This is a genomic window from Streptomyces sp. A01 (genome assembly GCF_059026195.1).
Genome location: NZ_JBWLKN010000004.1, coordinates 71,105 through 85,711 on the forward strand (window position 1 = coordinate 71,105; position 14,607 = coordinate 85,711).

Sequence of the window (14,607 nt, forward strand, 5' to 3'; positions counted from 1 at the left end):
CCATGCGCACCTCAGCCCGCGGGCTCCTCACCGGTTTCGGCCGACGGGGGGCCCGCGGGCTGTTTGCGCCGCAGCGCGGCCGCCGCCCGGGCCGCCCACTCCTCGGCGGCCCGCCCCTCGCTGGCCCGGTCCTCCCGTGGCCAGGGCCGCCCCGCCGCCCCGCCGGCCTGGCCCACCAGGCTCGCCGGTTTCCCGCGCCCCCGCTCCAGCACCTGCGCCACCGCCGCGTCCAGGCCGCCGAGCCGCCCGTCCCGGTGCGCCTCCTCGTACCGCGCGTCGCCCAGCTCGCCGCGGGCCCGCGCCGCGCAGCGCTCGTGCTGCCCCCGCAGGTGCCGCGACCGGTACGGCTTACCGCTCACCTCCAGCCAGCCTCTGGCCGCCGCGCCCTGCAGCCGCGCCGCCCACTCCGGCGCGTCCACGACGACCAGCGGCGCCAGCTGCTCAAGCGCCAGCGTCGTGCCCAGCACATCGCCGAACTCCCGCTTGATCTCCAGACAGGCCACCAGCAGCTCCCTGGCGTCGGCGTCCTCGCCCCGCGCCGCGTGCGCGTACGCCAGCGCGTACAGCGCGTACGAGCGCACCCAGCGCTCGCCGCTGTCCTCGGCGACCTGCCGGGCGTCCTCGCCCAGGGCCAGCGCCGCCTCGATGTCGCCGTCGAGCGCCAGCGCCAGCGCGAGCTGCACCTGCGCCAGCAGCACCAGCGCGTTCAGCTCACCCAGCGCCCGGTAGCGCTCCAGGCACTCACGGAGCAGCGCGATCGCGCGCGGCAGGTCGTCGCTGATCAGCGCCGTCGTGCCGAGCATCTGCGTCGCGTACGCGGCGGCGCTGTCATCGCCGCGGCTCTCCGCGATCTCCTGGCACTCGTGCAGGGCGGTCAGCGCCGCCACCGCCTCGCCCCGTACCGCGGCCGTCAGCCCCGCCACCCACAGCGCCTTCGCGCGGGGCTCGGGCTGCTCGCTGTCCAGCGCCAGTGCCCGGTCCAGCCACCGCTGCCCCTCCGTCAGCCGCCCGCAGCCCACCCAGCAGAACCACAGGGTGCCGGTCAGATACTGGGCGACGTGCGCGTCCTCGGGGTTCTCCAGGCTGTACTCCAGGGCCAGCCGCACGTTCGGCAGCTCGACCTCGACCCGCTGCGCGACCTCGGCCTGCCGCATGCCGAACCAGTCCAGCTCACACCAGGTCGCCAGGCCCAGGTACCAGTCCCGGTGCCGCTTGCGCAGCCGCTCCGTCTCGCCCAGCTCCGCCAGCCATCGGGCGCCGTACGCACGCACGGTGCCCAGCATCCGGTAGCGGGCCTGCCCGCCGCCGTCCGGCGGGTCCTCCCGTGCGACCACGGACTGTTCCACCAAGCCCGACAGCGCGCCCAGCACCTCGTCGGCGGGGAGGCTGGCGCCGGAGCACACGTACTCGACGGCGTCCAGGTCGAAGCCGGTGGCGAAGACCGAGAGCCGCGCCCACAGCAGCCGCTCCCCGGGCGTGCACAGCTCATGGCTCCAGCCGATGGCCGTCGACAGCGACCGGTGCCGGGGCAGCGCGCTGCGGCTGTGGCTCGTCAGCAGCCCCAGCGGGTCGTCCAGCCGGTGCAGCAGCTGCTGCGGCGACAGTGCCCGCAGCCGGGCCGCCGCCAGCTCCAGCGCCAGCGGGAGGCCGTCGAGCCTCCGGCACACCTCGGTGACGATGTCGCGGCCCGCCGCCCCGGCGTCGAAGCCCGGCAGCACGGCGCGCGCCCGGTCGCTGAACAGGGCCACCGCGTCCGGTGTGAGCGGCAGCGGGCCCAGCGGCAACAGCCGCTCGCCCGCGACATCGAGCGGGCGCCTGCTGGCGACGAGCACTCGCAGGCCAGGGGCGCGCCGCAGCAGGTCGGTGACGAGCGCGGCACACGCGTCGAGCAGGTGCTCGCAGCCGTCGAGGACGAGGAGCGCCTCCTGGCCCGCCAGCCGCTCCAGCAGCGCCTCGCGCTGCGAGCGGCCGGCGGGCACGGTCAGTCCGAGCGCCATGGCGACCCGCTGGTCGGGCTTCTCGTCGGCGGGCAGCTCGGAGAGTTCGGCCAGGTGGACGCCGTCGCAGAAGCGATTCCGCAGCCCTCTCGCCGCGCGGAGTACGAGCCGGGACTTGCCGATGCCGCCCGTGCCTGTGACGGTGACCAGGCGGGCGTCGGAGAGTAAGTCCTCCAGATCGGCCAGCTCGGCGCTCCGGCCGGTGAACCGGCTCAGTTCGGCGGGGAGACCGTCGGGCGAGGCGGGCTGTGCGGGGGAACCCGGCTGCGGGCCGGGGCACGGAGCTTGTCGCATGGAACACGGAGCGTACTCAAGGGTAAGCGGGCCGTACAATCCCGTCTCGCGGCCGCCCGCCCACTTCCCGCCCGTGCCCCGCGCCCCCCTTGGCGGCGAGCGGGAATCGGGTAGGGGCCGGGAGGCGCGGCGCGATAAGGTCGGTACCTGCCGCCCCTGCCCGGAAAGACGCAGGTCCTCTCCGCTCGCAGGGGGCGGCCGACTGTGACGATCAAGACCAGCCAATGACCCGCCAAGATTCAGCAGGGAGCGGTGCGACGTGTCCGGTGGAGAGGTGGCCGGGATTCTCGTGGCCGTCTTCTGGGCGATCCTTGTGTCCTTCCTCGCCCTCGCGCTGGTGAGGCTCGCACAGGTGCTCAAGGCGACGACGAAGCTGGTGGCCGATGTCACCGACCAGGCGGTCCCGTTGCTCAGCGAGGCGTCGGCGACGGTGCGGTCGGCGAACACGCAGCTCGCCCGGGTGGACTCCATCGCGGCCGATGTCCAAGAGGTGACCTCCAACGCCTCGGCGCTCTCCTCGACCGTCTCCTCCGCCTTCGGCGGGCCGCTGGTCAAGGTCGCCGCCTTCGGCTACGGCGTACGCAAGGCGATCGGCCGCAAGGGCGAGCCCGCCCGGCGCACCACCGTGGTCGTTGGCAAGACCGTGCCACGCGCCAGGCGCGGTGGCCGCCGCAACCGGGGTAAGAAGGACTGATCGCGATGTTCCGCCGCGCATTCTGGTTCACGACCGGCGCCGCCGCCGGGGTATGGGCCACCACCAAGGTCAACCGCAAACTGCGCCGCCTGACCCCGGAGAGCCTCGCCGCGCAGGCGGCGGACAAAGCCGTCGAGACCGGCCACCGGCTGAAGCAGTTCGCCATCGACGTACGCGTCGGAATGGCCGACCGCGAGGCGGCGTTGAACGACGCACTGGGCCTGACAGCCGGCCAGGAACCCATGAAGGAGCTCCCCGCCCAGCGCGGGGAAGCGGTGCTTGAGGCGAAGGCCTACCGCCCGGCGACCTGGCCCGCGACGAACGACCGGAACACCCACCGGAATCACGACCGGAATCACGACCGGAAAGAGGACTACTGATGGAGTCGGCCGAAATCCGCCGCCGCTGGCTGCGCTTCTTCGAGGAGCGGGGGCACACCGTCGTGCCGTCGGCGTCGCTGATCGCGGACGACCCGACGCTGTTGCTGGTCCCCGCGGGCATGGTCCCCTTCAAGCCGTACTTCCTCGGTGAGGTCAAGCCCCCCTTCGACCGCGCCACCAGCGTGCAGAAGTGCGTGCGCACCCCCGACATCGAAGAGGTCGGGAAGACCACCCGGCACGGCACGTTCTTCCAGATGTGCGGCAACTTCTCCTTCGGCGACTACTTCAAGGAAGGCGCCATCGTCTACGCCTGGGAGCTGCTGACCAGCTCGCAGGCGGACGGTGGCTACGGCCTTGACCCGGAGAAGCTGTGGATCACCGTCTACGAGCAGGACGACGAGGCCGAGCGCATCTGGCGTGAGGTCGTCGGCGTCCCCGCCGAGCGCATCCAGCGCCTCGGCATGGGCCCCAACTACTGGTCCATGGGCGTGCCCGGGCCGTGCGGGCCGTGCTCCGAGATCAACTACGACCGCGGCCCCGAGTTCGGCGTCGAGGGCGGCCCCGCCGTCAACGACGAGCGCTACGTGGAGATCTGGAACCTGGTCTTCATGCAGTACGAGCGCGGCCCCGGCTCCGGCAAGGAAGACTTCCCCATCCTCGGCGAGCTGCCGAGCAAGAACATCGACACCGGCCTCGGCCTCGAACGCCTCGCGATGATCCTGCAGGGCGTGCGGAACATGTACGAGACCGACACCCTCCGCGTCGTCATGGACCAGGCGACCGCCCTGACCGGCGTCTCCTACGGCGCCTCCCAGGACACCGACGTGGCGCTGCGCGTGGTCGCCGACCACATCCGCACCTCCGTCATGCTGATCGGTGACGGCGTCACCCCCGGCAACGAGGGCCGCGGTTATGTGCTGCGCCGCATCATGCGCCGCGCCATCCGCAACATGCGGCTGCTCGGCGCCACCGGGCTGGTCATGGCCGAGCTCGTGGACGTCGTCCTGAAGACGATGGGCGAGCAGTACCCGGAGCTGCTCCAGGACCGCAGGCGCATCGAGACGGTCGCGCTCGCCGAGGAGAACGCCTTCGTCAAGACGCTCAAGGCGGGCACCAACATCCTCGACACCGCCGTCAGCGAGACCAAGTCCGCCGGGTCCAGCGTGCTCGCCGGAGACAAGGCGTTCCTGCTCCACGACACGTGGGGCTTCCCGATCGACCTGACCCTGGAGATGGCCGCCGAGCAGGGCCTGTCCGTCGACCAGGACGGCTTCCGCCGCCTGATGAAGGAGCAGCGGGAGCGGGCCAAGGCCGACGCCAAGGCCAAGAAGCAGGGCCACGCCGACCTGTCCGCCTACCGCGCCGTCGCCGACACCGCCGGTTCGACGGTCTTCACCGGCTACGCGCACACCGAGGGCGAATCCTCCATCGTCGGCCTGCTGGTCGACGGCGTCTCCTCTCCCGCCGCGCACGAGGGCGACGAGGTCGAGGTCGTCCTCGACCGCACCCCCTTCTACGCCGAGGGCGGCGGCCAGCTCGCCGACACCGGGCGCATCAAGCTCGACTCGGGCGCCATCGTCGAGGTCCGCGACGTGCAGCAGCCGGTGCCCGGCGTCAGCGTGCACAAGGGCGTCGTGCAGGTCGGCGAGGTCACCGTGGGCGCCGGCGCCCACGCCCAGATCGACGAGACCCGGCGGCGCGCCATCGCCCGCGCCCACAGCGCCACCCACCTGACCCACCAGGCGCTGCGTGACGCGCTCGGCCCGACCGCCGCCCAGGCCGGTTCGGAGAACTCACCCGGCCGCTTCCGCTTCGACTTCGGCTCGCCCGCCGCCGTTCCCGGCACGGTGCTCACCGACGTCGAGCAGAAGATCAACCACGTGCTCTCCCGCGAACTCGACGTCACCGCCGAGGTCATGAGCATGGAGGACGCCAAGAAGCAGGGCGCCATCGCCGAGTTCGGCGAGAAGTACGGCGACCGGGTCCGGGTCGTCACCATCGGCGACTTCTCCAAGGAGCTGTGCGGCGGTACGCATGTGCACAACACCGCCCAGCTCGGCCTGGTCAAGCTGCTCGGCGAGTCCTCGATCGGCTCCGGCGTGCGCCGCGTGGAGGCCCTTGTCGGCGTCGACGCGTACAACTTCCTCGCCCGTGAGCACACCGTGGTCTCCCAGCTGACGGATCTCGTCAAGGGCCGCCCGGAGGAGCTGCCGGAGAAGATCTCCGGGATGCTCGCCAAGCTCAAGGACGCGGAGAAGGAGATCGAGCGGTTCCGCGCCGAGAAGGTGCTCCAGGCCGCGGCCGGTCTCGCCGAGGGCGCCAAGGACGTACGCGGTGTCGCCCTGGTCACCGGCCAGGTGCCTGACGGCACGGGCGCCGACGACCTGCGCAAGCTCGTCCTCGACGTGCGCGGCCGCATCCAGGGCGGCAGGCCCGCCGTCGTCGCGCTCTTCACCGTGGCCGGCGGCCGTCCGCTCACCGTGATCGCCACCAACGAGGCGGCCAGGGAGCGCGGGCTCAAGGCCGGCGAGCTGGTCCGTGCCGCCGCGAAGACGCTGGGCGGTGGCGGCGGAGGCAAGCCGGACGTCGCCCAGGGCGGTGGACAGAACGCGGACGCCATCGGCGACGCGGTCGCCGCCGTCGAACGCCTCGTCGCCGACCAGGCGTGACGGGCGACCGCGCGGACGCGGTGGGCGTCCGGGCAGCCGTGCCGAGGGGCCGGAGGAACATGAGCGAGGACAGCGCGGCGTGAACGACCAGCACCCCATGCGCCGTGGCCGGCGGATCGCCGTCGACGTCGGGGACGCCCGGATCGGGGTCGCCTCGTGCGACCCCGACGGGGTCCTCGCCACCCCGGTGGAGACCGTGCCGGGCCGGGACGTCCCGGCCGCACGGCGCAGACTGGCGGCGATCGTCGAGGAGTACGAGCCGATCGAGGTCGTCGTCGGCCTGCCCCGGTCGCTCAGCGGCAAGGAGGGCCCGGCGGCCACGAAGGTCCGCGGTTTCGCCGGTGAGCTGGCCCGGGACATCGCCCCGGTGCCGGTCAGACTGGTCGACGAGCGTATGACGACCGTCACAGCCACCCACGGCCTGCGGGCCTCCGGCGTGAAGTCCAAGAAGGGGCGAGCCGTGATCGACCAGGCGGCCGCCGTCATCATCCTCCAGAGCGCCCTGGAGACCGAGCGTTCCTCCGGCCGACCGCCGGGGGAGGCCGTCAAAGTGGTCATCTGATCGCGATACGGTAACGTTCCGCGCGGCAAGGCAGCTGTTCGAACACCTGACGTGGCAATAGCCCGGCGGAGCGAACCCCGCGCCCCACGCGCGTACCGGCTGCCGCAGCGCGGCACTAGGGGATTGATGACTGAGTACGGCCGGAGCTCCGGCTCCCAATCGTGGCACCCCGAGGACCCGTTGTACGGCGACCCGGGGTGGGATGGGCAGCAGGACGCAGCAGGTCACAGCCCCACCAGTGACCAGCAACAGCACTACGCGCAGCAGCAGCCGTACTACCCGCACGATCCTCAGCAGCAGCAGTACGCGCACGATGCTCAGCAGTCACAGCAGTACGGGCACGACCCCCAGCAGCAGTACCAGCAGCAGGACTACGGCTGGGACGGCTCGCAGGGCTCCGGCGTGCCGTACGCCGAGGGGCAGGGCGACCCGTACGCACAGATCCCCCCGGGCGACCCCTATGGCGGACCGGTGGACCCGTACAGCGGGCAGCAGCCCGACTTCTACGGGACACCGGACGGCTACCCGCAGCCGGAGCCGCACCCCATGGGGCAGCAGCAATACCCGGAGCGGGGACACCCGCAGCAGCATCCCCCGCAGACTCAGCAGCAGGGCTACCCGCAGCAGGGGCAGCAGCGAGTGGGGCGGGAGGGCCAGCCGGTCCAGCAGTCCCCTGAGCCCGACGAGCCGACCGACGACTGGCGTGCCGAACCCGAACTGGCGCGCCGCGAGCGCGACCCCGAGCACCCGTTCTTCGCGGATGAGAAGCCCGACTTCTTCGCCGGTGGGCGGAGCGGCGGCTCGTCCGACGACGGTGACGACGGCTATGACGACGAGGCCCTCGACCCGCGTGAGGAGCGGCGCCGCAGCAAGGAGCGCCGCGGCAAGCAGACGAAACGGCGCAGCGGAATCGCCTGCCTGATGGTCACCGTGGTGCTGGGCGGGGCCATCGGCGGTGCCGGGTACTTCGGCTACCAGTTCTACGACAGTCACTTCGGCACCCCCGCCGACTACGCGGGCGAGGGCACCGACGATCAGGTGCAGATCGAGATCCCGCCAGGGACCGGCGTCGCCGCGATGGGCGACATTCTCAAACGCGAAGACGTCGTCAAGAGCAGCCGGGCGTTCGTGGACGCCGCCAACGCGAGCCCCAAGGGCGAGAGCATCCAGGCAGGGAACTACACCCTCAACAAGCGGATGTCGGCTGAGGCCGCCGTCAGGATGATGACGGACCCAGCCTCCATGAACGCGCTCATCGTCACCGAGGGCATGCGCGACAACGCCGTCTACGCCGCCATCGACAAGAAGATCGGCGCCTCGGCGGGCACCACCAAGAAGGCGGCCAAGAAGGAGTACAAGAACCTCGGCCTGCCCGACTGGGCGAACAAGGGCGGGAACATCAAAGACCCGCTGGAAGGTTTCCTCTTCCCCTCCCGCTACAGCGTGGGCAAGGACGCCAAGCCCGCCGACGTGCTCCGCAAGATGGTCGCGCAGGCGAAGATCGAGTACACGAGGCTGGGCCTGGACGACGCGAAGGCCAAGAGCCTCGGCCTGAAGTCGCCGCTGGAGATCGTCACCGTGGCGAGCCTGGTCAACGCCGAGGGCATGACGCACGACGACTTCCGCAAAATGGCCGACGTCGTCTACAACCGGCTCAAGCCCGACAATCCGCAGACATTCGGCAGGCTTGAGTTCGACTCGACGTACAACTACGTCAAGGACCAGAGCGAGATCGACCTGACGATCGAAGAGCTGCGGAACTACGACAACCCGTACAACACGTACCACGACAAGGGCCTGCCGCCGGGGCCCATCGGCAACCCGGGCCACGACGCCCTGAAGGCCACGCTGAAGCCGGAGAAGAGCGGCTGGTTCTACTTCATCTCCATCGACGGAAAGACGACGAAGTTCACCAAGACCTACGCCGAGCACCAGAAGCTCGTCGCGGAGTTCAACAAGAAGCGTCAAGGCAAGAGCGGTAACTAGGGGGCCGGGAAGAGATGCCGGAAGACCGCAGGGCGGCGGTCCTTGGATCGCCCATCACACACTCACTCTCTCCGGTGCTGCACCGGGCGGCGTACGAGAAGCTGGGGCTGACCGGCTGGAGGTACGACCGGTTCGAGGTGGACGAGGCGGGGCTGCCGTCCTTCCTGCAAGGTCTCGACCGCGGATGGGCGGGGCTTTCGCTGACGATGCCGCTGAAGCGGGCGATCATCCCGCTGCTCGACGACATCAGCGAGGCGGCGGCCTCGGTGGAAGCGGTCAACACGGTCACCTTCACCGACAGTGGTCGCCGTATCGGCGACAACACCGACATCCCCGGCATGCTCGCCGCGCTGCGGGAGCGCGGTGTGGAGCGCGTCGCGAGCGCGGCCGTGCTCGGCGCGGGAGCGACGGCGTCCTCCGCGCTGGCGGCCCTGGGCAGGCTGCACGTCGGTGAGGTCACCGCGTACGTGCGCAGCCGGGCCCGCGCCACCGAGATGCGGCAGTGGGGCGAGCGGCTCGGCGTCGAGGTGAGGACCGCCGACTGGGCGGAGGCGGCGCAGGCGCTCAGCGCTCCGCTGGTCATCGCGACGACACCCGCGGGCACGACGGACGCCCTGGCCGAGGCCGTTCCGGAGCGCCCCGGCGCGCTGTTCGACGTGCTGTACGACCCGTGGCCGACACGGCTCGCCGCCGCGTGGTCGGCGCGCGGCGGGGCGGTTGTCGGCGGGCTCGACCTGCTGGTGCACCAGGCGGTGCTTCAGGTGGAACGGATGACGGGGCTTGAACCGGCACCGCTGGCCGCGATGCGGGAGGCGGGCGAGGCCGCCCTGACCACCCGCCACCAGTAAGCGGGGCTCTCCGGCCCCGCCGCCCTTCCCTTTTGACGCCGGCCACTCCTCGCTCACGCGCGGACCGAGCCCACGGGCCTGCCCGCGTGCGGGACCGCGCCCTCAAGTAGCCGGACGGGCCGGCTTTGTCCTCGGGCGCCGGACGAGCTGAGGTGTGTCCTCAAGCGCCGGACGGGCTGGAAAATCCAGCCCGTCCGGCGCTTGAGGACAGCCGCACCTTCCGGCGGCAGCCGGGGCAGCGGCCAGGGACGCAGCCCCGGGCGGTGCGACTCCCGCAACGGCGCGGAACCCCCGGGCGGGGGCGCCCCCAGGGCGGCGCGGGACGCCGTCCCCGTGGGGCGGGGGGCCTGCGGGTGGCTGTGTGGGGGCGGGCGGAGCGGCGGTGTCGTCCGTAGCGTGGACGGCAGGGCAAGGCGCCACACCGCTCGTGGGAAGATCGAGCCTGAGCACTCGCACGGGCGCAAGGTTAAGGAGCACCGTTGAGCAGGTTGCGTTGGCTGACGGCGGGGGAGTCGCACGGCCCCGCACTGGTGGCGACCCTGGAGGGGCTGCCCGCCGGGGTACCGGTCACCACGGACATGGTGGCGGACGCGCTGGCCAGGCGGCGGCTCGGCTACGGCCGTGGCGCCCGGATGAAGTTCGAACGCGACGAGGTCACCTTCCTCGGCGGCGTGCGGCACGGCCTCACCATGGGCGGCCCGGTGGCCATCATGGTGGGCAACACCGAGTGGCCCAAGTGGGAACAGGTGATGTCGGCCGACCCGGTGGACCCCGAGATCCTCGCGGGGCTCGCCAGGAACGCCCCGCTCACCCGCCCCCGCCCTGGCCACGCCGATCTCGCCGGTATGCAGAAGTACGGCTTCGACGAGGCCCGGCCGATCCTGGAGCGCGCCTCGGCGCGGGAGACCGCCGCCCGCGTGGCGCTCGGCGCCGTCGCCCGGTCCTACCTCAAGGAGACGGCCGGGATCGAGATCGTCTCGCACGTGGTGGAGCTGGCCGCCGCGAAGGCCCCGTACGGCGTCTACCCGGTCCCCGGCGATGTCGAGCGTCTCGACGCGGACCCGGTGCGCTGCCTGGACGCCGAGGCCGGCGAGGCGATGGTCGCCGAGATCGACCAGGCGCACAAGGACGGCGACACGCTCGGCGGCGTCGTGGAGGTCCTGGCGTACAACGTGCCGGTGGGCCTCGGTTCGCATGTCCACTGGGACCGGCGGCTGGACTCGCGCCTGGCCGGTGCGCTGATGGGCATCCAGGCCATCAAGGGCGTCGAGGTCGGCGACGGCTTCGACCTCGCCCGCGTGCCGGGTTCCAAGGCGCACGACGAGATCGTGCCGAGCGACGACGGGATCAGGCGCGCCACCGGCCGCGCCGGTGGCACCGAGGGCGGGCTGACGACCGGCGAGCTGCTGCGGGTGCGCGCCGCGATGAAGCCGATCGCGACCGTGCCCCACGCGCTGGCCACCGTCGACGTCACCACCGGTGAGGCCACCCAGGCGCACCACCAGCGATCCGATGTCTGCGCGGTCCCCGCGGCGGGCATCGTCGCCGAGGCGATGGTCGCGCTCGTGCTGGCCGACGCCGTGGCGGAGAAGTTCGGCGGTGACAGCGTGCCGGAGACCCGCCGCAACGTGCGCGGCTTCCTCGACAACCTCGCGATCCGGTGAACGGCGCGCGCGAGGACGCCGGGCGGCGGCAGCCGTCCGAAGGACCGGACGCCGCGACCGGCCCGCACGCCGTCCGCGGACCGGCTGCGGGCGGCCGGGGCCCCGCCGTGATCCTTGTGGGCCCGCCGGGCGCGGGGAAGTCGACCGTCGCCGCGCTGCTCGCCGAGCGGCTCGGCACCGCCAGCCGCGACACCGACGCCGACATCGAGCGGGTCGCCGGGAAGACGATCCCGGACATCTTCTTCGAACACGGTGAGGACCACTTCCGCGCCCTGGAGCGGGAGGCGGTGCGTACGGCGGTCGCCGAGCACCCCGGCGTGCTCTCGCTCGGCGGCGGCGCGGTCATGGACGAGGGCACCCGGGCGCTGCTCAAGGGTCTCGCCGTCGTCTTCCTCGACGTCGAGCTGGCCGCCGCCGTGCGGCGGGTCGGCCTCGACGCGCCGCGCCCGCTCCTGGCCATCAACCCGCGGCAGCGCTGGCGGGAGCTGATGGCGGCGCGCCGTCCGCTGTACACCGAGGTGGCCCGCGCCGTCGTCAGCACCGATGACCGCAGCCCGCAGGAGGTGGCCTTGGCGGTCGCCGACGCGCTGGAGCTTGAGAAGTAACCGTGACGCATCATCCCGCTCATCCCGCAGTGAGGAACGCATGACTGACCCGTCCCAGGCCGCCTCCACCGCTGCCTCCGCCGACTCCTCCCAGTCCGCGCCGCAGGCCCCGACCCGTATCAAGGTCGGCGGCAGCGCCGGGACGGCGCCGTACGAGGTGCTGGTCGGCCACCAGCTGCTCGGCGAGCTCGCCGGGCTCATCGGTCCCGGGGTCAAGCGGGTCGCCGTGCTGCACCCCGAGGCGCTGGCCAGCACCGGCGAGGCGCTGCGCGAAGACCTCGCCGAGCAGGGCTACGAGGCCATCGCTATCCAGTTGCCCAACGCGGAGGAGTCCAAGACCGTCGAGGTCGCCGCGTACTGCTGGAAGGCGCTCGGCCAGACCGGATTCACCCGCTCCGACGTGATCGTGGGTGTCGGTGGCGGTGCCACCACCGACCTTGCCGGTTTCGTCGCGGCGACCTGGCTGCGCGGTGTGCGCTGGATCGCCGTGCCCACCACCGTGCTCGGCATGGTGGACGCCGCGGTCGGCGGCAAGACCGGCATCAACACCGCCGAGGGCAAGAACCTCGTCGGCGCCTTCCACCCTCCGGCCGGGGTCCTGTGCGATCTCGCGGCGCTGGAGTCGCTGCCGGTCAACGACTACGTCAGCGGGCTCGCCGAGGTGATCAAGGCGGGCTTCATCTCCGACCCGGTCATCCTCGACCTGATCGAGTCCGACCCGGCCGCCGCCCGTACGCCGCAGGGCCCGCACACCGCCGAGCTGCTGGAGCGCTCCATCCGGGTCAAGGCGAACGTCGTCTCCTCCGACCTGAAGGAGTCGGGACTGCGCGAGATCCTGAACTACGGCCACACCCTCGCGCACGCCATCGAGAAGAACGAGCGCTACAACTGGCGGCACGGCGCCGCCGTGTCCATCGGCATGGTCTTCGCCGCCGAACTCGGCCGCCTCGCGGGCAGGCTGGACGACGCGACCGCCGACCGGCACCGCACCGTGCTGGAATCGGTGGGCCTCCCGCTCACCTACCGCGGCGACCAGTGGCCCAAGCTGCTGGAGACGATGCGCGTCGACAAGAAGTCCCGTGGCGACATGCTCCGGTTCATCGTGCTCGACGCCCTCGGCAAGCCCACTGTGCTGGAGGGTCCTGACCCGGCGCTGCTGCTCGCCGCGTACGGGGAGGTCTCCAAGTGACGGCCGCCCAGCGGGTGTACGTGCTCAACGGGCCCAACCTCGGACGGCTCGGCAGCCGCGAACCGGACGTCTACGGCGCCACCTCGTACGCCGGGCTCGTCGAGCAGTGCACGACGCTCGGCAAGGAACTCGGCTTCGACGTCGACGTCCGCGAGACCAACGACGAGGGCGAGATGATCCGCTGGCTGCACGAGGCCGCGGACGGCGCGATCCCCGTCGTGATCAACCCGGGCGCGTTCACGCACTATTCGTACGGCATGCGGGACGCGGCCGCCCAGCGCACCGCGCCCCTCATCGAGGTGCACATCTCCAACCCGCACGCGCGCGAGGAGTTCCGTCACAACTCTGTCATCGCCGCTGTCGCCAGCGGCACCATCGCGGGTTTCGGAATCGGGTCATATCGCCTCGCGTTGCAGGCGCTCGCGGCCGAACTCCCCGGCTGACGGGGCATATCGGGCACTCGTCGCCTGTCCCGGCCGTTCACTCGGTGAAGGCCGAGAACGGGTGCACCGCCCAGCGGCGTCCGGGGGATGTACCGTTCGGTAGCGCGCCCGGCCCGCTCTCGGTAAACGGCTGGTCGCGACAGGTCAGTCGCCCGTACGAGACGGAGAGCCACCGGATGCAGCACGCAGTGGGAGTTCCGCTGCCCCCGTCGCAGGGGCCGGAGCAGGGGCCCGGCGCCGACGGGCCGCAGTACGCGGGGCCGCCCGCCCCGCATGGCCGGCCGCCCACCATGGGCGGCCACCCGGTACAGCACCCCGGCTCCGCCCCCGGCTGGACCGGGCAGGGCCGGCAGCCCGCGCCCGCCGCGCCACCGGCGCCGCCGATAACCGCGCCGCCGCCCGCCGCGCCGCCGACCACGGACACCACCACGGGTCCGGTCCGGCTGCCCCCCGGCGCGCCCGTCCCGCTGCCGCACGCGCTCGCCGACCAGCCGGTGATCGACGCCTCCAGGGCGGCCGTCGCCGTGCTGCTGATCGGCCCGGCGGGAGCCGGGAAGACCACCGTCGCCCGGCTCTGGGCCGACAACCGGCGGGTGCCGACCTCCCACATCAGCCTGGACGACGTCCGCGAGTGGGTCAGATCCGGGTTCGCGAACCCGCAGTCCGGCTGGAACGACAACTCCGAGGCCCAGTACCGCCTGGCCCGCCGCACCTGCGGCTTCGCCGCGCGCAACTTCCTCGCCAACGGGATCTCCTGCATCCTCGACGACGCCGTCTTCCCGGACCGCCCGGTCGTCGGCCTGGGTGGCTGGAAACGGCACGTGGGTCCCGGGCTGCTGCCCGTGGTCCTGCTGCCTGGCCTGGAGATCGTCCTGGAGCGGAACGCCGCTCGCTCGGGCAACCGGCGCCTCAGCGATGAGGAGGTCGCCCGTATCCATGGGCGGATGGCCGGGTGGTACGGGTCGGGGTTGCCGATCATCGACAACTCGCAGTACGACGTGGCGACGACGGCGCGCGTACTGGACGACGTAGTAGCCCGCAGCATCGCCAGCCCCCCCAGCTGGTAGCCCCACTCCGGCCCGCGGCTCAGCCACGCCCAAGCTGTGTCCTCAATCGCCGGACGGGCTGGTTTCGTCCTCAAACGCCGGACAGGCTTGTTTTGTGGCCCCGGACGGGGTCGGTGTGTCCTCAATCGCCGGACGGGCTTGATAGGGCGCCTGGCCGGGCTTGTTTGTCTGCGGGTGCCGGTCGGGCGTGGTGTGTCCTCAATCGCCGG

General features: G+C 72.2%; 12 protein-coding genes. 11 read left to right on the forward strand and 1 reads right to left on the reverse strand.

From position 1 onward, the window contains the following. Nucleotides 1-11: 11 nt before the first annotated feature. The gene (locus AC5P1B_RS06535) at nt 12-2,291 is read right to left on the reverse strand and encodes an ATP-binding protein (RefSeq protein ID WP_493885574.1); all 2,280 of its coding nucleotides are present in this window, start codon (nt 2,289-2,291) and stop codon (nt 12-14) included. A gap of 259 nt (nt 2,292-2,550) precedes the next feature. On the opposite strand from AC5P1B_RS06535, the gene AC5P1B_RS06540 reads away from it, so the two are divergent. From AC5P1B_RS06540 to AC5P1B_RS06590, 11 genes are all read left to right on the forward strand, one after another. After that, a complete protein-coding gene (locus AC5P1B_RS06540; protein ID WP_493885576.1) occupies nt 2,551-2,985 on the forward strand; it encodes a DUF948 domain-containing protein in 435 nt (144 codons plus the stop codon). A 5-nt stretch (nt 2,986-2,990) separates the two neighbouring features. Then, nucleotides 2,991-3,365, forward strand: a complete 375-nt coding sequence (locus AC5P1B_RS06545; RefSeq protein ID WP_493885578.1) for a DUF6167 family protein — start codon at nt 2,991-2,993, stop codon at nt 3,363-3,365. Next, nucleotides 3,365-6,034 (forward strand): alanine--tRNA ligase, encoded by a 2,670-nt coding sequence (alaS, locus tag AC5P1B_RS06550; protein WP_493885580.1) that lies wholly within the window; start codon nt 3,365-3,367, stop codon nt 6,032-6,034. The genes AC5P1B_RS06545 and alaS overlap by 1 nt, the downstream gene beginning before the upstream one ends. 97 nt (nt 6,035-6,131) lie before the next feature. Continuing rightward, nucleotides 6,132-6,596: a Holliday junction resolvase RuvX gene (ruvX, locus tag AC5P1B_RS06555; protein WP_493885801.1), complete on the forward strand. Its 465-nt coding sequence runs from the start codon at nt 6,132-6,134 to the stop codon at nt 6,594-6,596. Between the two features lie 126 nt (nt 6,597-6,722). Further along, nucleotides 6,723-8,582 (forward strand): endolytic transglycosylase MltG, encoded by a 1,860-nt coding sequence (gene mltG / locus AC5P1B_RS06560; protein ID WP_493885582.1) that lies wholly within the window; start codon nt 6,723-6,725, stop codon nt 8,580-8,582. 14 nt (nt 8,583-8,596) lie between these two features. Next, a complete protein-coding gene (locus AC5P1B_RS06565; protein WP_493885584.1) occupies nt 8,597-9,430 on the forward strand; it encodes a shikimate dehydrogenase in 834 nt (277 codons plus the stop codon). Between the two features lie 479 nt (nt 9,431-9,909). Continuing rightward, nucleotides 9,910-11,094, forward strand: a complete 1,185-nt coding sequence (gene aroC, locus AC5P1B_RS06570; RefSeq protein WP_493885586.1) for a chorismate synthase — start codon at nt 9,910-9,912, stop codon at nt 11,092-11,094. 107 nt (nt 11,095-11,201) lie between these two features. Further along, nucleotides 11,202-11,699: a shikimate kinase gene (locus AC5P1B_RS06575; RefSeq protein WP_493885802.1), complete on the forward strand. Its 498-nt coding sequence runs from the start codon at nt 11,202-11,204 to the stop codon at nt 11,697-11,699. Nucleotides 11,700-11,739: 40 nt separating this feature from the next. Next, nucleotides 11,740-12,888, forward strand: coding sequence for a 3-dehydroquinate synthase (aroB, locus tag AC5P1B_RS06580; RefSeq protein WP_493885588.1), 1,149 nt, complete (start codon nt 11,740-11,742; stop codon nt 12,886-12,888). Further along, the gene (aroQ, locus tag AC5P1B_RS06585) at nt 12,885-13,331 is read left to right on the forward strand and encodes a type II 3-dehydroquinate dehydratase (RefSeq protein ID WP_493885590.1); all 447 of its coding nucleotides are present in this window, start codon (nt 12,885-12,887) and stop codon (nt 13,329-13,331) included. The genes aroB and aroQ overlap by 4 nt, the downstream gene beginning before the upstream one ends. A 176-nt stretch (nt 13,332-13,507) precedes the next feature. Next, nucleotides 13,508-14,398 (forward strand): AAA family ATPase, encoded by an 891-nt coding sequence (locus AC5P1B_RS06590; protein ID WP_493885592.1) that lies wholly within the window; start codon nt 13,508-13,510, stop codon nt 14,396-14,398. Nucleotides 14,399-14,607: the final 209 nt, after the last annotated feature.